The organism is Pedobacter jaeyakensis (assembly GCF_054461315.1).
In genome coordinates this window covers 1,121,990-1,143,142 of the sequence record NZ_CM136921.1, presented here as the reverse complement: position 1 = coordinate 1,143,142, position 21,153 = coordinate 1,121,990, and the positions used below count along the sequence as shown (strand labels likewise).

Annotated in this window: 16 protein-coding genes; 6 read left to right on the top strand and 10 right to left on the bottom strand. The window is 40.0% G+C overall.

The window, feature by feature from the left end; genetic code table 11:
* Window positions 1-31: 31 nt before the first annotated feature.
* Genes ACXZ1K_RS05275 through ACXZ1K_RS05255 form a run of 5 tightly spaced genes read right to left on the bottom strand, consistent with a single transcriptional unit; the run spans window position 32 to window position 11,443 of the window.
* Window positions 32-829 (bottom strand): hypothetical protein, encoded by a 798-nt coding sequence (locus tag ACXZ1K_RS05275; protein WP_458972337.1) that lies wholly within the window; start codon window positions 827-829, stop codon window positions 32-34.
* A 2-nt stretch (window positions 830-831) separates the two neighbouring features.
* On the bottom strand, window positions 832-7,575 hold the full coding sequence (locus tag ACXZ1K_RS05270) for a PA14 domain-containing protein (protein ID WP_458972336.1): 6,744 nt from the start codon (window positions 7,573-7,575) through the stop codon (window positions 832-834).
* A gap of 1 nt (window position 7,576) precedes the next feature.
* The gene (locus tag ACXZ1K_RS05265) at window positions 7,577-7,987 is read right to left on the bottom strand and encodes a hypothetical protein (RefSeq protein WP_458972335.1); all 411 of its coding nucleotides are present in this window, start codon (window positions 7,985-7,987) and stop codon (window positions 7,577-7,579) included.
* Window positions 7,984-9,075, bottom strand: coding sequence for a DUF928 domain-containing protein (locus tag ACXZ1K_RS05260; RefSeq protein ID WP_458972334.1), 1,092 nt, complete (start codon window positions 9,073-9,075; stop codon window positions 7,984-7,986). Before ACXZ1K_RS05260 ends, ACXZ1K_RS05265 begins: the two co-directional genes overlap by 4 nt.
* A 1-nt stretch (window position 9,076) precedes the next feature.
* Window positions 9,077-11,443, bottom strand: a complete 2,367-nt coding sequence (locus ACXZ1K_RS05255) for a hypothetical protein (RefSeq protein WP_458972333.1) — start codon at window positions 11,441-11,443, stop codon at window positions 9,077-9,079.
* Between the two features lie 218 nt (window positions 11,444-11,661).
* Between ACXZ1K_RS05255 and ACXZ1K_RS05250 the strand changes: the two genes are divergently transcribed.
* Window positions 11,662-13,686: a T9SS type B sorting domain-containing protein gene (locus tag ACXZ1K_RS05250; RefSeq protein WP_458972332.1), complete on the top strand. Its 2,025-nt coding sequence runs from the start codon at window positions 11,662-11,664 to the stop codon at window positions 13,684-13,686.
* A gap of 6 nt (window positions 13,687-13,692) precedes the next feature.
* On the opposite strand, the gene ACXZ1K_RS05245 is transcribed toward ACXZ1K_RS05250, so the two are convergent.
* From ACXZ1K_RS05245 to ACXZ1K_RS05230, 4 genes are read right to left on the bottom strand one after another with little or no spacing between them, the layout of a single operon-like run.
* A complete protein-coding gene (locus ACXZ1K_RS05245) occupies window positions 13,693-14,715 on the bottom strand; it encodes a hypothetical protein (protein ID WP_458972331.1) in 1,023 nt (340 codons plus the stop codon).
* A gap of 54 nt (window positions 14,716-14,769) precedes the next feature.
* Window positions 14,770-15,741, bottom strand: coding sequence for a hypothetical protein (locus tag ACXZ1K_RS05240; RefSeq protein ID WP_458972330.1), 972 nt, complete (start codon window positions 15,739-15,741; stop codon window positions 14,770-14,772).
* Window positions 15,742-15,752: 11 nt separating this feature from the next.
* Window positions 15,753-16,160 carry a hypothetical protein gene (locus ACXZ1K_RS05235; protein ID WP_458972329.1) on the bottom strand — a complete coding sequence of 136 codons (408 nt, stop codon included), beginning with the start codon at window positions 16,158-16,160 and terminating at the stop codon, window positions 15,753-15,755.
* A 21-nt stretch (window positions 16,161-16,181) separates the two neighbouring features.
* Entirely contained in the window at window positions 16,182-16,493 is a 312-nt protein-coding gene (locus tag ACXZ1K_RS05230) for a hypothetical protein (protein ID WP_458972328.1), read from the bottom strand.
* Between the two features lie 295 nt (window positions 16,494-16,788).
* Here ACXZ1K_RS05230 and ACXZ1K_RS05225 point away from each other — a divergent pair, with 295 nt between their 5' ends.
* From ACXZ1K_RS05225 to ACXZ1K_RS05205, 5 genes are all read left to right on the top strand, one after another.
* Entirely contained in the window at window positions 16,789-18,090 is a 1,302-nt protein-coding gene (locus tag ACXZ1K_RS05225) for a hypothetical protein (RefSeq protein ID WP_458972327.1), read from the top strand.
* A gap of 765 nt (window positions 18,091-18,855) precedes the next feature.
* Window positions 18,856-19,503 carry a DUF6266 family protein gene (locus tag ACXZ1K_RS05220; protein WP_458972326.1) on the top strand — a complete coding sequence of 216 codons (648 nt, stop codon included), beginning with the start codon at window positions 18,856-18,858 and terminating at the stop codon, window positions 19,501-19,503.
* Window positions 19,504-19,575: 72 nt separating this feature from the next.
* A complete protein-coding gene (locus tag ACXZ1K_RS05215; RefSeq protein WP_458972325.1) occupies window positions 19,576-19,947 on the top strand; it encodes a hypothetical protein in 372 nt (123 codons plus the stop codon).
* Window positions 19,866-20,525 (top strand): C40 family peptidase, encoded by a 660-nt coding sequence (locus tag ACXZ1K_RS05210; RefSeq protein WP_458972324.1) that lies wholly within the window; start codon window positions 19,866-19,868, stop codon window positions 20,523-20,525. The genes ACXZ1K_RS05215 and ACXZ1K_RS05210 overlap by 82 nt, the downstream gene beginning before the upstream one ends.
* On the top strand, window positions 20,522-20,902 hold the full coding sequence (locus ACXZ1K_RS05205) for a hypothetical protein (RefSeq protein ID WP_458972323.1): 381 nt from the start codon (window positions 20,522-20,524) through the stop codon (window positions 20,900-20,902). The genes ACXZ1K_RS05210 and ACXZ1K_RS05205 overlap by 4 nt, the downstream gene beginning before the upstream one ends.
* A gap of 58 nt (window positions 20,903-20,960) precedes the next feature.
* Here the strand turns inward: ACXZ1K_RS05205 and ACXZ1K_RS05200 are convergent, their stop codons facing one another.
* Window positions 20,961-21,134, bottom strand: coding sequence for a DUF3606 domain-containing protein (locus ACXZ1K_RS05200; protein ID WP_458972322.1), 174 nt, complete (start codon window positions 21,132-21,134; stop codon window positions 20,961-20,963).
* Window positions 21,135-21,153 lie beyond the last annotated feature (19 nt).

Genomic DNA, 21,153 nt, shown 5'->3' with positions numbered 1-21,153 from the left:
ATTTTTTGAGCCTGGCGTCATTTCTCTATGCTTACAAAACTATTAATTCATATTTTTCATATCCTGTACTAAGTACCCATTTAGCATTCAGTTTATTCACAAAACGGCCAGGGTCGTACTTGCCGTCGTCAGAATATTGTCCGGATTTTTTGATGTCAATGGTGATGGTTTTATCATATCCTTTGTTTTCGGGATGCTGTGGATCACTCAGGCGGGTAAAGATCTGTCTGGGTTCAAGTTCCTTCGCATCAAAGCTGACCGTATACTCTTTGCAGGTTACGTGATAGTCGTTCTTTAAAGATATCTGTTCGGATTCGCCTACAACCTCATCTGTTAGTGTAAAACCTTCACCTTCCAGATTTTTTAGCAAGATTTTAATGTCTGGCATTCCTGCGGGACTTAAAATCTGTTTCGCAGTGGAAACCAATATTCTTTTTAAATCGTGATCTGCAAACACATATACTTCAGAGGTATTTATTGTTTCCGTGTTTCCAAAAAGACAATAGAAGTTCTGACCACTTTTACTTAGCAAATAGTTTGCATTATTGATGTTCTCGGTACTATCTGCCCCATTAACAGAACTGATCTTCCCTGATAAAAAGAAGCTTTTCCCACTGGCATCAAGACGCTCGCATACAGCACGTAATCTGGCTAGTATTTTAGTGTCATAGACAATTGCTGTTTTTGTTTCAGTTACCACCTCCACTTTTTTTGTTGGAGCAATTGCCTTTGTTCTATACCAATTGCCAAAAGCCAGGGCACTAATTGACGCCAGAACAATGACGAATATTGAAAACTTTATGTAGTTAATTGAATTTCGCTTTCTCATAATTATTGTTTTTTACGATAAGAACTCCTGCTTTCTTTTAAGGTGATAATTCCTCTTTCAGTTTCCTTTTTAACCCTGATTAGTGACCCCTGATCATCATATTCATAAAACGTGGCAAAACAGTTCTCGTCAAGTTCAGCCATAAGTTTCAGCGTTTTATTGTCGTAAGCATAGGTTTTCAGATGTGCAGCAACAGGATGGATCCGGATGTCATCAACATATACCGCAGCGTTATTTGGGTTCAGAATAAGTTCAAATACGCTTCCCGGAACCGCAGTACAGTCAATCACACCTTCTACCAATTTCCACCCCTCAACTACTGCTTTACAGCTCAGTGGCACCAGGGCCATCATTCCCCCGGAACCTTTTACGAACAGGTTTAAATCAAGTACCCGATCGGTCGCGTGCCCGTCATATACCCATGCATTAAAAGTATACTTGCCGGTTGGCTGAGGCTCAAATCCATTTGGGGCCAAACCTGGTGTAGACAGTAAATAATAGTTTTTGGCACTTAAGTTCCCTAAATACGGGCTGCCTTTTTTATGTTCAAAAGTATGCCTGATGGTAGTCAGTTTAACTCCTGCCAAGGGGAGGATGGCACTGTAATTACCGGTATGTGAAAAATTAGTGCTTGCGTAGCTGCTTAGTCTTGCGCCGTTCAGTGCAAACTCCCTAACATTACAGTTGTCCTGACTGGTTACAGGCTGACCGCTAAACTCGAAACTATTCTCAAAAATCTCCCGGTTCATGGCATTAGATGCTACTGCAGATGGCAATTCCCCATTGAACTCGAATTTTGCGGCACTATACCTGTTTAGGGCATCCCGGTTCTCCAACTCCTGCCCGTATTTATCATATAATGTGACTGTATTCGCAGTCACCCATAAGTTATTGGCGGTATTGACCGTCCATGGAGCGGAACTCCCAGGATTATACCAATATGGCGTAAATGCTTTTAAATAGCCTGCATCATCAACACCTATACCACGCTTGCCTGCGCCAAAAATATCATCGTAAGACCGGCTTCCTTGATATACTTTACTTTCAGAAGGTCTCCAGTTCCCTTTAAAGCCTTGCAAATATGGATTGATAGGTTTACCAGGGATATTACAATCTTCTACCTTTGAGCCATCCGGGTAGGTATAATGATAAGTGTAAGAGGTAGGGGGTTGGTCCGTAAGAGACCTGAAACTCAATGCCGAAGCACCTCTTAACTCCTTCGTAGTAAAAAGTAACCCGTTATCTTGTGTATAAGGCAAATGATTGAGCAGCTCCTGGTAAGTATTGTTGTAAATCTCTAATCCGGCAGCGCCCGCGTTATTTGTATTGTCTTGTCCGGCTACAAACTTGTTGGTGAATTCGACACGGATTGTGTGGCGGCCGGCAGTTAAATAAAGTGGTTTAATGGTCCAGTAACTGTAACTGTCGGCGGAGTTATTAGCGAGTTCCCATTGTGCTGTTGATAAATTATCCACGTATACTTTCATACCATTGTCCGCCCCAAAACCAAAATAATAATATTTTGACTCTGGAAAATCCACGCATTTTTCAAATCCAATCCACTCATCTAAATTAGATGCAATGGGTATAGAAAGCCAGATACCCGACCTGTTTAGTGGCCAGCAACTATAGCTGGTAATTGCATTTGGAACATCTGGCCTGCTGCATACACTTGTATTGATAGCGTCGGTCGTCATTCCACCTTGAATTGATTTTGCTTTAAGAGATGTAGTATCTTGTTTTAAGCTGGGAGCCGTACGCAACAATCCGTCAACACAAGCATCTCCACCCAAAAATTTTGATATCCTGGTCACTACAGTTGAGGTAGGGAATTCTTGAATTCTCGAGCCCAAGCTGCTGTACAAAGAATTTAGAGACCCTCCTGAAAAGCTAAAACAATAAGCAGTATTCTCCACCATTGTTGGCCCAGGCAAATCGCAATCAGGTCTTACTCCCCATTCATCGTCATATAGCGTTGCAGCCGCACTGATAACCTTTAGCGCGGAGCCAATGTCCGTATTTGCTGTTACCTGAAGCTTGTTGCTTACAATTGGGTTATTTAAACTTACCACACTGCCCGCACTGGCACCAAGCAAATTTTTAAAGGACGAACGAACTATTTTGTAAGGCCCTGCAGCAAGTGTAGTCACCAGTTCCCCGTTAACGCTAATGAGAATTCTGGCAGTACTCTTAGCTTTCACCCAGTACCGTGTGCCATTGGCTATACTGATCAGTTCATCCCCTTCATTTACAATACTATTCCAAGAAGAATTAATTTCAAAACTGCCATTTAATGTTAAATCTTTTAAAATTAAACCAACATTCTGGTACGCACCCCCCATGTAGGGATAGATCCAGTAGGCAGGGATATTGGTGGTATAATAAAATTTGTTAAACTCATTCTGGGTTTTTGTCACCACAGCATCCCCGGTAACCCCATCGTAAACGAGGTTTTCGGTAGTGATAGAAGATCCGTTCTCAGTTTTGATCACGCTGCTGACTATGCCATAGTTTTGTATGACTTTAACCGCACAGGCCGACCTGAAAAGCTTGTATTCATTATTTCCGCTAACCGGCCAATGTGGTATTGGTATTGGGAACCCCCAAATGGGTATCAAATCAAAACCGATATTAATGGCCTGCCCTGTATTTTTAGATTCCTGTTCCCTAAAATCAGTAAAGAACTCAATGTCGCGGCCAAGTGTGACATTATTGACTACTGTACCGTCACGTTGCACTACATTTACCGTATTGTTCAATCGCAATTCCGCGGCTGAAGGATTTTCTACACTGTACTGATATACGGTAGATGATATTTCAGATCCGGCCTGATTGAAAATACGAACAGCTTTGGGTTTCCCATGCATGTCGTTAGTTTCAATGCTATAACCCTGCGACAAAACCATTTCCTCTATACTGTTGGTGCTCACTAATGAATAGTTACTTGCCAGTTTTGGATTGTATTTTTGGATTGGCATTACTTGTACCCGCACAGGAAAATCCTTTGCCGTGTAGAACTCATTACTTACCGATCCGGTAGCAGGATTAGATACTTCGGCGCCATTTGCTTCAAGGTCTCTAACAGTTACTTTGCTGTATACAACTGATGGTGATGGGAAAAAGGATTCTCCAAATGGTTCTTCCAGTTCGAAATAATTATTGATTGCACCTTTGATGCGTTGCACATAAGGTACAGGCTGCTTAAAAGGGTTTTCATCATTTCCTACAGGTGGTTCATAACTGGCCACACCGCTGCTAATTTTACGCGTTCCCTCTAAAGTGGTATAGTCATATGACTGCCCGTATATTCCCGGTGTCGCCTGAGCATCGCCCGTGAAATTTTGCCAATTATCGCTAATTTGGATCTTCCTAACCCGAACGCCGCCACCAACTTTGTATCCTGATATTTTACTAATCCGTACAAAGCTCTTTGTCAAATCTATATTATTTGCAAATTTCTTTCGTTTGGCTTTTACGTAGAAATTTTCCTTTAGCTCGCTTAAATTCTTAGCCGCATCAACAATTGCCGACACTGCAGCCTTTGCAGTACTGCCACCGGTACTGCTATTCACACGGTTTAAAAATCCAGGATAAGCATACCTGGGGTATTCATTTTTCATTTTCTGCCAGGCAGAAAACCGAATGGGATTTTCAGTAACATTAGATTCCGAAATTCGCTCAAAAAAAATGGAGGCGACATTTGCCGATATTTTTACGCTATCTACTCTGCAATAAGTGGAAATAAAATCCCAGTTTTGTCCATAACTCAACCTATTATCTGTGCCGATCTCGGTGTATAGCTTAGTATAAATGTACGAGGAGCCACTTAAATAAGTTTTCTTAAACCACTCCGTTTGCTGCGCATTATTAAAACCCGATGAAGGGACCGAGTCGAGAGCTATTTGCAAACCAATTGCATTTTCCAGCTGATTGGCAGCTGGTGAAGCGATCATTGCTGTGACAGGAGTCATCACAGCAGCTCTTTTATTTTGAACATAGGCATAACTATCCGCTTCATAGGTTACATCAATTATACCACCTGTAGGAAGCTCAATCTTGGTTAAGTGGTAAAGTGCAGCATTTTGATCTGCAATCGTTTTATTTTGAGAGCTATATGGATATTCTTCATTTGTAAGACTTCCAGGATTAACGGAAGCTGCCTTAAAAGTTCCCCACCTGTCCGTTGCCATACTGGTGTAGTTAACATCATTTGCCGAAGCACCTTTGTTATTGTAGGTAAATAAATAAGGATGCTCTTTACCTTTTGGTGAGTTACCATACTCAAACCATACCCTTTTTAAAGTCAGTTTGCCATTTACTACACCCGTATCGTCCGCAGCGTTATTCAAGCCACCACGTGAATTGGGCGTTATTTTGCACAATTCGTAAGAATAGGCAAACTTTACTATTTTAATAGGTTTGGTTTTATCTGCTTTAGAATATAGCCTTATTTCTTTTAAGACCCTCTGCTTAGCATTGTTATCCCGATCACCCCTAAAATCTACTACCCCTAAACCATCCAAACGGTCGGCGGTAATGAAGTAAGCAATCTGGGTTTTTGATTCGATAGAATGCGGATAATAAATTTCCTTTTCGCCATATACTATGCTTCCTTTATCATCATCAGGATCAGCAAGAAGCCCCCTGTTTAATACTGCCGTGCGTGTAAGTGTGGTCTGTCCTGGTTTACGCCCCGAGTAAGGCGTACGCCATTTATAGGTATCGATCTTTGAATAATTAAACTTTATCGCCGTACCCATATCATCATTGGTCACCCCATCACCGGTTTTATCGGCATAGTCAGGCGACAACATCGCCGTGAGCAAATAACTGGAGGCATAACCGGGCTGCAGCTCCTTATGATAGTATTCGTCGATTCCTTTTTTATATCCAATATCACCAGCACCAGTTTTTAGAATAGCAAGATTAGTATTTACCATACTGGTATCTGCACTCACATTCATTCTGCCCAATGCGAAAGAATATTCTTCCTGTTTTTTATTATAAACAGGAATACCATAAACCATCCGGCTATTGTTGTCGCCAGCAACAGTGATTTCCGAAATATGATGGGACTTCTTCACTCCATCAACCCTTGAGCTAACATCCGGAACGGGTGTACTTTGTAAAAAAGTATTGAATGAAGCTGAATCAATGAATGCATAAGTTTTTATGGTTTTATCCAAAGCGGCAACTTTTGCTTCACTGGCTGTAAGAAAGGATATGCTTGTTCTCCGCTCTTGACGCTTTTTCTTAATAATCGGCTCAGTAATCAAGATATTTGAATTTGTAAAATAATTGGTATTGGTCACAAATGAAGAATCCGCTGTCTTTCCTTTTAAGTTCACACTTAGAATATTGGTGCCGGCCACCCCATTTTCACTAATCCCTCTATCGTCCACTTTTCGGAAATATACATTTTCATAAAGAGGATTAACTTTAGACGAATCTTGGAATTCGCCTTTCTTTAAGTAATTGTTATTCGACTTCCACTTTCTGGTCGTATTGGTGGTTGTTTGCTTAAATTCCGTCACACCGCCATGTCCATACGCTCCAAAACCTATGTCTAAACCACTCGTTTTCACATTGCTTTTATCGCTGACCTCATTATCAGCACATACTCCTGTACCATCGCGGTAAAGACGAAATTGTCCTGACCCACCCTGACTATTGTAGGTAAAAATATCTGGGGTATGAACTGGTATGGCAAGGTTAGGTAGCTCGTTAATAATCGGATTTTCCTTTTCTCTTATAAAATCCTGTACACCTTTAGGATTGTCTTTTCCTCGCTCAGCATATAAGAATCCGTATTCTTTATTAATACTTTCCGTGTTTTCAACCCTCCGTGTGCTTTTATAACCTGTTCCCCCAACACCGGCAAACACGCCAAAAACTGCTGCGCCTACATCAAGACTAAACGATTCGTAATCAGAAAAGTATGGAATCTGAACTTTTGGATAAATTGGCTCTGTATTATAGGAAATTGCAGGAGTAGAGATTTTATAACTGGAAAAGCTTGCACCAAGAGTGAGACTCTTCAAACCAGAGCGGCTATTGTATCCTAAAGAAGAGCTAAGTCCTGCGTTAACAGTAGATTTTGATTTTGCTTGTTCTGTAATTGACAAAGAGACGTTAGGAGAAATGTCGACACCACTTGATGTATTGGACAGTACGCCTATTCCCATGCTGCTTGTTAACAGTCCACTGTTTGCAAAGGAATAGGACATGCCGGCATTCACTCCAAGTTCGGCTCCGATACCTGTATAGTTGTCGCTAAAAACCCCAAACGTAAATGAGCCATTTAATCTAGCTTTACCCCTGGTCTCAATCTTTGCAGTCACCTTTCCGCCGACAGTGATTTTAGGTTTCGTATAATGGGTAGTTGTCAGAGAATCTCCGGAAAAATCATCAGGAACACCACGCACCTGTCTATTAATGGAACCAACGTTGAGATTCCATCCTAAGCCAACCCAACTTGCCTCGTCATCCATTCCAACGCCAGACTGATAGTTTAAATTGAGCGGATACCCGTCCACATCGATAAGTGGGATATTATATTTGAAATCTCCAGATAGCAGATCCACCATATCAGATGTCCCTGCAGGCTGGAAAGATTGTGACTCAGGCTGTGCAGGTCCTGAAGTGAGTGCGTATGCAGAAAGCGGCAAGATTGAACTTAGCGAAATATTGAACAACAATAGATAAGCTACTGGTTTTGCATGCCTTCTTATAAAATTATATCCCATATTATTTAAACCCTATTTGATAGTTCTTCTTATTCATGTATTTGTCCTGGTAAATCAATGGCATGCTTTGACCCTTTTCATTCTTAATGTAACCGAAACTAACCAGGTACTCAAAATACTTGGAACTGCCGGCGGCAACGTATTCAGTGCTTAGCGGATAAATTTTGTTCTGGCCATCTAAAAGGTAAAAACAGCTGTCTGCACGGTACATCATTTGTTCGGAAAGCTTCAGGTTTCCCTGTGTAAATTTTTGATCGGGATAGATTCTTATGTTATAGGAGAGTCCTTCTTTATCTGCTTTCAACTTCAGCGCCCATACCTTTATATCAGCATCGATAGCATTACCTTTCAGGCCTTTGTCCTTGCACCCGAAGACTACAAATAGAATAAGTAGCGCTAGTAATTTTTTCATTTTAAGTCCTTATAAATAAAGCGTAGTTTTTTTGAAGGACCATTTGGAAGTTTTAAATCAAGCAAATAAGAATACCCATCCCTAAATGACAAGTTTCTTGAAAAATCAAGCTGAACCCTATTCTTGCCTTTTTTAAGCTTTACTTTTGGCAACTGTCTGATTCTGATTCCCGGATCGGTTACGCAACTAATGGAATAATTTAATGGTTGCTCGTTGTAAGAATTGACCAAAGTAAATTTCACGTATCCATTTGCAACATAAAAATTGCCGCGGAAAAGATCTTCTATATCTCTGTAACCATTGTCGTCTTCCACTGGTGATTCCTCTTCCTCGCAATTAACAGTGAATTCCCATATCTCGGACCTGTTGATAATGGTTTGATCTATATAAGCGGTGACCTGCCATGCATAACTTTTTCCTGTTATCAACTCCTTTGCAGAGGGTGGATACAAAAGAATTGGGTTATTAATTCCTTTTTGCTTTACTACCGGAAGGTTATAATTTAATGCCTCCACAGGAGTCTGGCGATCTTTAATTTCAACAAGCAAAAGCTCATACATAGTACCTACGGCCGTTGGTATTGACGGTTGCCAGGTGAGGACGGGCTTTTTATTACAGATTTTTTCTTCGTTATAAGGCTCAATTAAATCAAGCGGAGCGGGCGGAAGCACTTCACTATTAAAAATCTGATCAATCAGAATTTCCTCTGTAGAAATTGCTGAGATCACTTGAAAGTTGTACTCATAATTACCTTGCGGAAAATATCCATTTTTTTGAAGAAAACGTGCTGAAGCGTTATTGGAGAGTTGGATCGTGGAGGACTTGATCGCATTTGCAGGAATAACGTTATTCCCTTTATTAATGCTGAAAGCCCGGGTAAGGAGGGTCACTACCTTGCCCAACTTATCTTCTGTAACCGTTATCGATAACCTCACGCTCATGCTACCCGAAGTATTGATAATACTGGCATTGACCAACCCGTCAATGCTTCTCCCGTATACTTCTGGTATAAATTGTACACTGAGCTGTGCGGAAGCAGAAACTGAAATCAGTGTAAGTATAGCTATAATGATATTCTTATATAACATCTTATCTGTTTAAAAAGTAACGTATAGATAATTCACCTCTCCCAGTTGCGAACAAATCAGGATATAACGGATTAATCAGGTTTTTTCTCACATCAAGAAAGGCACTAATGTCAAAATTCTTAAATGCAGATAACTGAATGGTTTGACGGATACCGGCCTGTCGTGCAATATTCTCATTATCCAAATAAGTGACGGCGGAAGAAATATTAACATTCCTGAATATGGTATATTGGCAACCAAAATCCGCATTCATCATGTCTCCCAAAACTTGCGCGCCGCTGAGCTCTTTGTTATAAAATGCATTTCCTGATAGCGAGAAAGCCTTCAGCACAATTGTTTGTGAGTAGATTACTGTAGCAAAGTTGGTATTGGTAATCAAGCCTGGATTAAGCATAAGTTGTTTACCAACTGATAAATGACTAAAGCCATAATTATCACCCAATTTATAATTGGCGTTCAAGTCAGCTTGAAGCTTTTGAGAGGAAAAGACAGCAGCGCTCATCCCATCAACTTTATCAACTCCATTCTCACCATATTTTAAATTCACAGAATAGCTTCTGGAGATTCGGTATCTACTGTCAAACTGTACATTGTAGTTTTTCCAATGTGCATGAGATACGGCACTCAGTGGCGTGTTCTTCAGATCAGTTCTGGCATTGAGAATTAACCTATTTCTCATGAACGACTTCTTTAAGCTTCCACCCATGCGCAATCCCATATTACCATAACCCTGCTGACCTGGATTTTGATAACCTAAACCTGAATAACTAAAAAAGCTATTCGCCGTCAGCCCCAATTTTTTAACGTCTACATTATGTTTCATACCAAGAGACACGGTTTGCAAAAAATCATCCCTAAAATAATTGCCCATTTTGAGGTCGTTATTCAGAACCAGCTTATCAGCCTCAGCGACAGAAACGTTCTTATACTGTGTGGAGGATTTTGACATTTCCACTGTAAACTTGCCGATGGCGTTGAAATTTACATTCTGACTTACAATAAATGCACTTCCGTTCCTGGGTACAGCATTTTGCAAATTTAATCCGCCATTTGACTGCTTATCGAATGATCCAACCCAGGACAATTTCCCACTTCCAAAAGCAAAATTGCTTGCTGGTATGCTGGCATAGGTTACCAGTTTAGGCACTGAAAACAGTGAGCGGTTAAATCCAACATCTTTTGGCATTTCCGATTCCTTATTCACACCCACACCTAGATTAACCGGTCCCCTGCTTGTATTTAATGAAAAATTCGTTCCGTTTAGTAAGGCCTCCCTATTCAATAACCCCGGAATTTTTTGTCCAAAACTACCAACCTGAAATTCCTTGACACGGGAGTAAAGTCGCCCGGCAGGGCTTTGACCTTCTTGCGTCATGAGCTCGTTTTCAAGCATACTCTGGAGGTCTTTTACATCACCTTTATTTGAAATAAATTTTTGAATTAATAAAAGTTTCCGCTGATCCAGTCCGCTGCTTTGCATTTTCTGCTTTAAAGAGAGTATTACGTTTGTTATTTCTTGCTTTTTTTGATCAGCCTCTAACTTCAATTGCTGTATTTTCTCTGAAGAAAGACTATCTAATTTATTAGTAGCGGTTTGCTCCTTAACTTCCATTAGTTGATCAAGCTTCCGTTTAAGTTGTTGCTCGTCCATCTCCAACAATGCGGTAATTTGTTTGCTATCGTTTAATGCAGCGTTGAGTTGAGGAAATTTCGATATATCGGATAAAGCGCTGGAGCTCATTTTTTGAATAATGTTCTTTTTTAAGTACCCAGGTATATCTAACCCAGAGAGCTCCATATTTTTAAACCTTGAAAACTTGTCCAGATCATTCTGATAAACCTGCTGAAATTGGGATTTATCTAAATTGACTTTAAACAATGCATCTTTCATAGAACTTAAACCGCTAGAAAAATTCGAGTTATTGGAAATATCCAGCGCAAGGGGGAATTTTGAGATTTTTAATTGCGCATAAACGCTTACATTATATAATTTACTGGAACCAGTCAAATTATTCAATCCATTATTTAATAAAAAGGAATTGTCGACAGCGAGATTCTGCAGCTTGATCGATCTGTTATTTCGCAACGAATCTTTTAAATCATTTTTTTTCTTATTTAGGTTAGCTAAATAAGCCCTGGATGATTTATCAATATTTAAAAACTTTCCGCTAGAATCTTTAATCGAAGAAATTTTATCCTTAAATTTTGCTTTAAGTGCAGATGACTCCGCCCGAAGTTTGCTTTTAAAGACACTATCGATCTTAATGGAATCAATTTTTATAGGCTTAAGTGACGGCTTAACTTGCGCAAATGATGATTTACAAAAAATCAACGCTGGCAGACAGATTAAAATAACGAGAGTTTTCATAATGCGCAGTTTTCACCACTCCCTTTTGCGCACAATTCACCCACATCAATACTTGAGAAAAGCGTTTATATTTAATTAATTATTGCATTGAAATTACTCTTAAGAAATTCAGAATCCAAATAAATGGCAAACTATTTTTGTATTTAATGTTGAGTCGTAATTTGTGGTAAGAATAAAGTGTAGTATATTCACAAAAAGTATATAATTGCTATATCTGAATGCGCTTTTCCCTCTTCTTATATTTACTTTATCCCATATTTCTAGAACTTTTTGGTGCCGTTCCGATAAATGATGATGTTCGTAACGCAACCAGTCTATCGTCTTCAAATGGTTATTGTTCACTTGATGCTGAATTCAGTAACATTGATGCAACAGCCAGCGGATTTCAAAAAGCGTCTCTATGGCCTTCTGATGGGAAAGACGTATGGTTTAAATTCACTGCACTAAAAACCGACGTTTCTGCAACCGTGTCTGGAAAAACTAGTGCTATGAGCATCAATACGCTTCAAACACCACTAGTGGCCTTCTATACCTTTAATGGGACTGTTCTTACTGAAAACATTGGGTCCATGTCCACCTCAAACAATACCACTACCGCATACAAAGGCGGTTTGATTATAGGTATGGAATATTATATCCGAATCAGTGCAAGTAACAATGCTACAGGTACATTTAAACTTTGTCTTAACAATTATACACCTGCAATAAAACCAGGTCAAGACTGCAGTACCGCTTCTTTTGTTTGTAGTAAGGAAACATTCACTGAATTAAGTCTATCTGGTGCAGGCAATAACAATCAAGAATCTGCGGGGACCTGTTTAAATGGAGAGTCAAATTCTGCATGGTATAAGTGGATTGCTGCAGACGATGGTACGCTCACATTCACCATCACACCAACCTCAGACACGGACGATATTGATTGGGTTTTGTATGATCTTGGACCAACTGGCGACTGCATAAATGTAAATGCATCTAATGCAATAAGATGTGCGGCAGGGAATGGAATAAGTTGCAGTCCTTCTTATTTTAAAACAGGTTTAGATTTGAATTCAACAGATTTGTCAGAACAAAAAGGTTGTCCAATTGGACAGGATGGATTTCTGAAATATGTTGATATGATTAAAGGTCATACCTATGCACTTTTGATCGATAATTTTTCAAGTGCAAATAATGGCTTCACATTGGCATTTGGGGGAAATGGCTCTTTTAGCGGCCCTCCAATTGAAATCCAAACCACCAAGAATAACGAATGCACCACCCAGCAAAGCTTTTCTTTTGCTGTGCAGCAAGGAGATTTTAATTCTTTCAAATGGAATTTCGGCGAGGGCGCCAATTCTGCTACTGCCAATTCAACTGGTCCCTACCAAATAACATATGCATCATATGGACAAAAAACTGTAACATTAGAAGCAAAAACCACAGCGGGGTGTACCACTACGAGTTACTACAATTTCCAGGTGACTGAGAAACCAGCACTACCAATTATTACTGCATCAAATTTAAACTTGTGCGTTGATGATCTATTAAAACTGACAACTTTTTTTAATCCGAATATTACTTACAAATGGACGGGACCAAATAATTTTTCGTCCACCGAACAAAATCCAGAAATAAAAATTACGGGCCCTGAAAATTCCGGAGATTATAAATTGACGACCAAATTTGGCGATTGCGAAAGCGATGCCGCTACAATTAACATTCCTACCATATCAAAAAAACCAATAGCAGAGTTTTATACCAATCCACCACTAAACACAAAATATGCCATTCCAACTACTATCTCCTTTATTAATCAATCAATAAATGCCGATACTTATAGTTGGGATTTCGGAGATCAGGGCTTTTCCAATCTAAAAAATCCCACACACATTTATACTGCAGCGGGATCCTACAATATATCGCTGACGGCCGTTTCTGCAAACAATTGTGCAGTCACTGTAGCAAAGGGACGCTTAGTTTTGCTTGATAATGCAGACATTTTTATCCCATCAGTATTCACACCCAATGGAGATGGAGTAAACGATGAATTCCAAGTCAGTATGGTCAATTTAAGGGCGTATCATATTGTTATTTTGAACAGATGGGGTATCAAGGTATTTGAAAACACCAATATCCTAAGCAATTGGAACGGTCAGCACCAAAACAAGGACCTACCGGTGGGTGTTTATTTTTTCCAGATTAGAGTTAAAACTATAAACGACAAGGAAATCAATCAATCAGGAACAATTACCTTACTTAGATAACAAACCCTATTTTCCTTTCTTTAAAGATAAAATTTCTTTCCTCATAGTCTCAATCGCTTTTTGCTGTTCAATAAGGTGTAAAGTAATTTCTTCGATTTTTTGAAGCAATTTCAAGTTCATTTCCCCTAAGTCAACACCATTGGCTTTAACTTCAGCAGCAGACGGGATACCGGGTAGGTGATTGGATTTTTTTATGTAGTTCTCTGTTTCACCTAATGATAACATTTTATAAACCTTATCAAAAACAAAGTCAGGCCATGCACCTGTTGGTTTTACTCGAATAGAATTGGCAATCACATTTCCTGCGACAGCCAGTTTATAACCTTTAGGGTCAACTGTCCCTATAGCTACATTCCCCGATCCATCCAGGCGCATCATTTCACTAAATGTGTTGTTTCCGTCATAACTCATGCTGCCCCATGAAAAATGGTTATCTATATTGTCACTTGCAAAATATTGTTCAAATTGATGTAATTGTATTCCAAAACCCCATTTGTAATTAGCATTTTCATAAATGGTCAACTTATCGTGGGCAATGCTACCACCTAATGAAAGTATTGCTTGAGGAGTTAATGTACCAATACCTATCTTTCCCGAATTCGTAATTACCATTTTGGCATTCCCATCTCCGTTAGTAATAATCTGAAACCCATTAGGTACGGCTCCCAAGTTATATAGAATACGGCCGCTAAAATCTGGGGATCCGATAAAGGCATTGTCGGTCGAATTGTTTACAAAATCAATATATTGGGCGTTATTACCTGTGCTACGTAATTCCAATCCAACATCAGCATTATTAGTAAGCTTCAACACGGCGCCATTTGCATCACCAACAATAAACAATGGTGATAGTGGCGTAGATGTTCTAATTCCAATATTCCCTGTGGATGGCCAAGGATAAGTATTTTGTGCAGCCGCAGTTTGGGCAGCGATACATAAAAAAAATAATGTAAAAATTGTATTTCTAGACATAGCGTTAATTAACTTATTAGCTACCAAATAAACGCCTTTATATCTAGTATCCAGCATTTTTTCTTAACTAGATTTAAATTTTCTGATATTACAAATCCTAATTTTTGTAGCTTAATTTAATTTACTTTTTAAGATGATTTCCTCTAATTTCCTGGTCCTCTTACTTTGTTCAATTAAATGCAAAGTCAGTTCCTCAATCTTTTGAAGCAACTTCGCATTCATCTCTCCCAAATCAACCCCATTAGCTTTTACTTCCGCAGCGGAAGGAATTCCCGGCAAATGACCTTTCTCTTTAATCTGCTGTTCTGTTGATTGCAGCGATGGGAGTTCGTATTCTTTAGCGAATACATAGTCAGGCCAATTGGCTGTCTCCACTTTAACTTCCCGTGCTCTGATCTTCCCATTTACAGAAAGCTTTTCAGAAGGAGTAATTGTTCCAATTCCCACATTTCCAAGTCTGTCAATTCGCAAATGTTCTTTCGAATCTGATCCGTTGTTATGTGTTACAAAAGCTATCTCGGCGCTATTACCCAAACCTCCTGAAGTATGAACAATTGCCATTCCGGTGGAACCGTTATCTCCAGCAGAAAGATTACCGTTATTGAATGTCCCGTTTGCACCAGTCAAACCAATAAAAGCAAATTGCCCCGCATTTAAAGAAGCATAAGTTCCGAGACTGATACCCTGACCACTATTTGTAATTGGTACCGAAAGCGGATTGGTTAGAGTAGTTGTTCCAATCCCAACGTAACCACTAATGTTCATAAAAATTCCAGCTGTGGTCAAATTACTAGCACCAGGCTGTATTGCAAAATTGTCTGAGTTATTAGGAAACCCCATACCATAAATCATGCTTCCACTTCTGACAAAAGATAGGTGATAGCCACTACCCTGGCTTGTCGATCTGACAATTTGAACAGCACCATACTGTGCTGGATCATATAATTCTCCTAGATCAGTTCGTCCAGAAATTCTAATAGGAAGTGTGCTGGAATTACCATTACTCAAGACTGTTTGTAGAGTCTGCGAGTATCCCGTGGCCCCTATCAAAACCATTAAAAAGAACATTAATTTCTTATTCATTGCTATAAATTTTATTTACCTGATGTTGAATTGCTTAGTTTAGTTTTCACCTTTTCAACCTCCACCTTAAGATTTCTATTTTGCTCAGCTAAATCTTTAATACTTTTAGTCTGCTCAATCAGATGCAGCGTCAGTTCCTCAATCTTTTGCAACAGCTTCGCATTCATTTCTCCCAAATCCAACCCATTCGCCTTTACTTCCGCGGCGGATGGAATTCCCGGCAAATGACCATTATCTTTAATATGTTGCTCTGTGGCTTGCAGCGAAGGGAGTTCGTATTCTTTAGCAAAAACATAATCCGGCCATGCACCCTGAAGCTTCACTTTTACAGATTCCGCGACCATATTTCCCGCTACAGCCAGCTTATAGCCTGACGGAACAGCAGTTGTATTTATTCCCACTCCTCCTTCTGGATTCATATAAAAGCCTGTCTGGTAGGTCTACCCTCCATAAGAATATGATGATCCAGAATATTGGAGTTGTAAACCCTTAGCACCATGATCAGTATCTACTAAAAATCTTATTCCATACGAGTTGTTGGTACTAATATGATTTACAAATTCTAATGCACTATTGCCGTTACCAATTTGTCCCAACCGGATTTGTTCAAAGTTGTAAACACCGGGGATTACCAATTGATGGATTGATCCTCCATTAAAGTTTCCAATTTGAAGACTGTGCACTGGATTGGTTGTCCCGACACCAACATTTCCGCTAGCGGGGAAAGCATTGGTTTGAGCATGGACTTTCATATTCAAGCAGGTCAAAAAAATGACTAAAATTGCCTGAACAATATCAACTCTGCAATTTTTAGAAAATTTTTTAAATACACAACAAAATGGCGCAGGCTGAAAGCTCAAGCTAGAATAAGCTATGGGAGTTTTGGTATTCATGAGAGGCTAATACTTTGACTTTAAATTGTATGTAATTTACTAATCGTAAATTAGAATAACAATACTTATATTTATTTAATCTCAAAAGGCTAATTCAAATATCAAATATTATTTAAAAAACTATGTTTATAACTTATAACTGGCCCTTAACAACATGAACAAAAATCTATTTAGCCTCTTTATTTTATTCTTTTCGTTTTCTATCTGCGCCACTGCACAATGGGTAACTACTGCCACAGATACAACTAACATTGCCAATACAAATTTAAACAACGTAGGTATCGGTACTGTATCTCCTGTTAATAAACTCCATATTAACGGTGCCATCACGCTTACAGGAAGCCCCGCCATCTATCATAACCTTTATTATAATTTAGGGTATAAATATGCTGGCAGTGGCTATGGAACTGGAATTCTATTAAATGGACAGGGGAATGGCGGTATAGATCTGCAAACTGCTGCCAATAATACTGGTGGCCTAGGGGCTACTGCGTCCCTCACTTCCCGAATGTTTATATCAAATACTGGCAATATCGGCATCGGGACAATGAATCCGGGAAACAAATTAGAAGTATTGGGCACTGGAAGGTTTACTGGCGCTGACATTGCCAGTAGTGGCGTAGGCACTGAAGTGTTTTACACTAGTAGTGGAGGATACCTTCAAGCCTACAATAGAAATACCAGCAGTTTCGCTCCCTTAAATATTCAGGGCAATATCATCAGTTTCGGTAGTATTGACAATGCTGCATCATCTTTGCCTGATCTTCGTATCGCATCAGGCAAAGTTGGCATTGGAATAAATAATCCTTCTCATAAATTAGATGTAGCGGCAGGTAACGGAACTGTAAATTTCGCAGGACTTGGAGCAGCCAATGGTGCAATGAGATTTGAAGGCACTGGAAGTATGGGATCAGCTATAAAATTTAATAACGCTGCAGCGACTATCGCGAATAATGGCGGAAGTAATGAATTGCTCCAATTCACTGCGACCGGCTCTTTTGTTTTCAATTTAGGTGGTACTGCCAAAATGAGAATAAATTCAAATGGTAATGTAGGGATTGGGACAAACACTCCTGATGCCTTATTAACAGTCAACGGATCTGTTCATGCGAAGGAAGTTCAGGTAAATTCATCAATTCCTGTTCCTGATTACGTTTTTGAAAAAAAATACACCTTAAGAAGCTTAGCTGATGTACAAAAATACATCATCAAGAACAAGCATTTACCTGAAATCCCCTCAGCAGCACAAGTTGAGGAAGATGGCTTGAAACTTGGTGAGTTTAATATGTTGTTACTTAAAAAGATAGAAGAACTGACTTTGTATTTGATAGAAAAAGATAAACAGTTGGAGAACCAGAAAATCAAACTTAATGAACAAAAAAGCCTTTATGACCAGTTATCACAAAAAGTGGATGTACTTTCGAAAGAAGTGAACAAAAGTAAACGGATCAAATAAAACCAAACGATTTACGAACTTTACGGCAACCGTTTTGAAGTCATCATTCAAAATCACTTCTACGGTTCATCAAAGGCATTTCTCGTATGGCACGGCGCTTGTAAAAAGAATAAAATGCAATATGCATAAGGTGTATAAAATTAGTTTTATTTTTAGTTAAAAGCCGGCTGCCATTAGATAATGGGGCCGGCTTTTGTTTGCGTGTATCGCTATTTACTTGCTAATCACCGTCATTAAATGTCAATGATTAATTCCAATCCGGCCATAACAATCGTATGGTCGCCTGCCAAAATAACTTTATACACTTTTATTCAGGATGCCCACTACTAAAAAACGAATCCAGTTTGCAAAATTGGCACCTATAACTGGGTAAATTAGTAACCATCCAAAATAAGATGCTAAGTCATCATCAGCAGTTAATATGAGGTACAGAAAATACACAGCAAATCTGATCAAAAAGCGTAGAACAACTATTACGAATTAGGCCTGCACTATAAATAGGCTTTATTGGTTCCTGTGGAGCTATTTCATTTATTTTTTTACACGGGATTTTCGGCCTCAGTGTTAATATCGGAGTCGATTTTGTCGGTTATCCACGTATGGTGCATGCACTACCCTGCACTACCACAGGATTTTTAAATTCCTTCTCTTTGTATCGTAATGTTTGACGGGACATTGATGGATTACACCCGGGAAGGTAAGCCGACTTGTTGAAGATCAAAATTACGAATTAACAGATTTATAAATTTTTAATCCTTAGAAAAAATGGGAATTATTAGAGGTGGAATCCTGGGCGGATTCCGAAACAAAGCAGGTTCAGTAATCGGATCTTACTGGCGCAGATTAGACATCATCAAAGGCTTGCCACGCATTAGTGGTAAGGCCCCAACCCAAAAGCAGCTGGACCAGCGCATTAAATTCGGACTGGTCACCGGTTTCTGCAGCTGGATCGGCGACTTGATCGATGTAGGCTACAAAAGTTTAAGTGAAATAGAGACGCCAATGAATGTGGCCGTTTCCTATCACTTAAAGGAAGCCATCACCGGCGTCTCACCGAACTTTATGCTGGACTATTCGAAAGTGATGTTCAGCCAGGGCAAATTGAGACTGCCATCCGAATTGCAGGCGATTGCCGGTGCAGCCGGAGAACTGGATTTCAGCTGGTCGCCCGCAGGTACAGACAATAAATTCAGGAGGTCGGACGACAAGCTGTCGATTATGGTTTTCCATCCGTCAACTAATGAGTTTGTGACTGTTCAAAATGTAGTGGCCCGTTCTGTGGGAAGCTACACCTTGAGTCTGCCTGCAGACTTGAGCGGAGAATCGGTTCATGTGTACGTAGCCTTCAACTCGGTCTTTACAAGAGACCTGGTTTCAGAAAGCAAGTACTTAGGCCTGATCGCGGTACTGTAGTCCGCGAGATTAATTAACCGGGGGTCCATCATTTGATGGCCCCTCTTTTTAACAAACAAAAATTCAAAAAAAATGAAATTACTGCTTGATAGATTACACCAGTCGAGGTACTGGGTGCTATTCAAAATCATACTTTACATGATGAATATCTGCTTTTTATGTTGGTTGTTACCCCATTACAATTTGGGTTTAGATCCTACTGCAGGGTACATCGACCCAACCATCTGGATGCTCATACTCCTATCGTTGCTGTGTGTGCCGGTTGTAATTGGAATTTCCGCATTACTGCTTTCACACTTGTGGCGATTGATTGGACTGCCAGCCCCGAGAAATATGGTTTCACAATTTAATACCTTACCACCATGGCAAAAATTGAAATTGCTCTATGCATCCTATGCCTTGCTGGCATTGGTGGGAGTAGGCTGCCTGATCGCCATCTGTTAGCTGATGCTGAGATGTCTGCCAGGTCGCCAATCTTTACTTCCGCTATCTATGAGTACCCTGAGACCAGGGAAATGAACCGCATGCTCATGGGCAAACATTTTGACGCCAAGAGCAGGGCGTTTAACCGGAGGGTTGTTTATAAAAAACTGATCCCTATTGCCGAAGCTGAACTTTGGGTGAGGGAAGCCACAGGTCGAAATGATGGGAAGAGGGTTGAAGAATATTTGGCATCTGTGGGTTTAAAACAAGGGCAGCCCTATTGTGCAGCTTTCCTCTCCTGGGTGTTCAAACAAGCGGGGTATGCTGCGCCGAGAACAGGCTGGTCGCCAGACCTTTTCCCCAACTCCAGATTGGTTAAAGCTGCTGCACCCGGTAATGTTTTCGGGATTTACTTTCCTGCGCTAAAGCGAATTGCGCATTGTGGACTGGTAACCGGGGTTCAGGGCGATTGGGTAAAAACCATAGAAGGAAATACCAATGGATCAGGGGGTAGAGAAGGCGACGGGGTATACCGCAGGTTAAGGCATAAAAGATCGATAAAGGCCTATGCAGACTGGAAAGGAGGTTATCGGTTATGAAAAAATCAATCCTGCTACTTTGCTGGCTGATGTTGATGACCCGGTGCAGTTTGATGAAGAAAACGACCAGGGAACAAAGTCATGAACTGCAAACTACTTCAGCCACTGCCGGGCTCAGTCAACTGGATTTAACGAAGGCCACAAAAGAAACCAATGAATACTTTTACAGAACAGACGGTTCTTTATTGGGCCACAAAAACATAAAAGAGCAGGTTAATCAATCGGGATTTACAACGGCAAAAATAGAAAAGTCCGCAACGGCTAACAAAGAAGTAATTATCAAAGACAGCTTGCCAAGTAATACCCTCATTTGGATTGCAGGTATAGGAATGGTCCTGGTGCTGCTCGTTGTTATGAGACTGCTCATAAAAAAATAAACAGGCCATAGTTTTATTTCCCCGAGGCTTTTGGATGAAGGCCCGGGGTTTTTCTATGCTATTTTCCTAAAAATTTCTTTACTTCTGTAACCAGGTTACCTACGCGTTGAACTGCCAGCCTTATTGATTCCGGACGGACCCTAAAATGCTTTGCCCAGTACTCAACTTCGTAGTATTCCAATACGTTGATCTCGTTATTGCTCATTTTGCTTTCCTCGTAAGTGTTTTTCATAGCTTGTTGCTGAAATGGG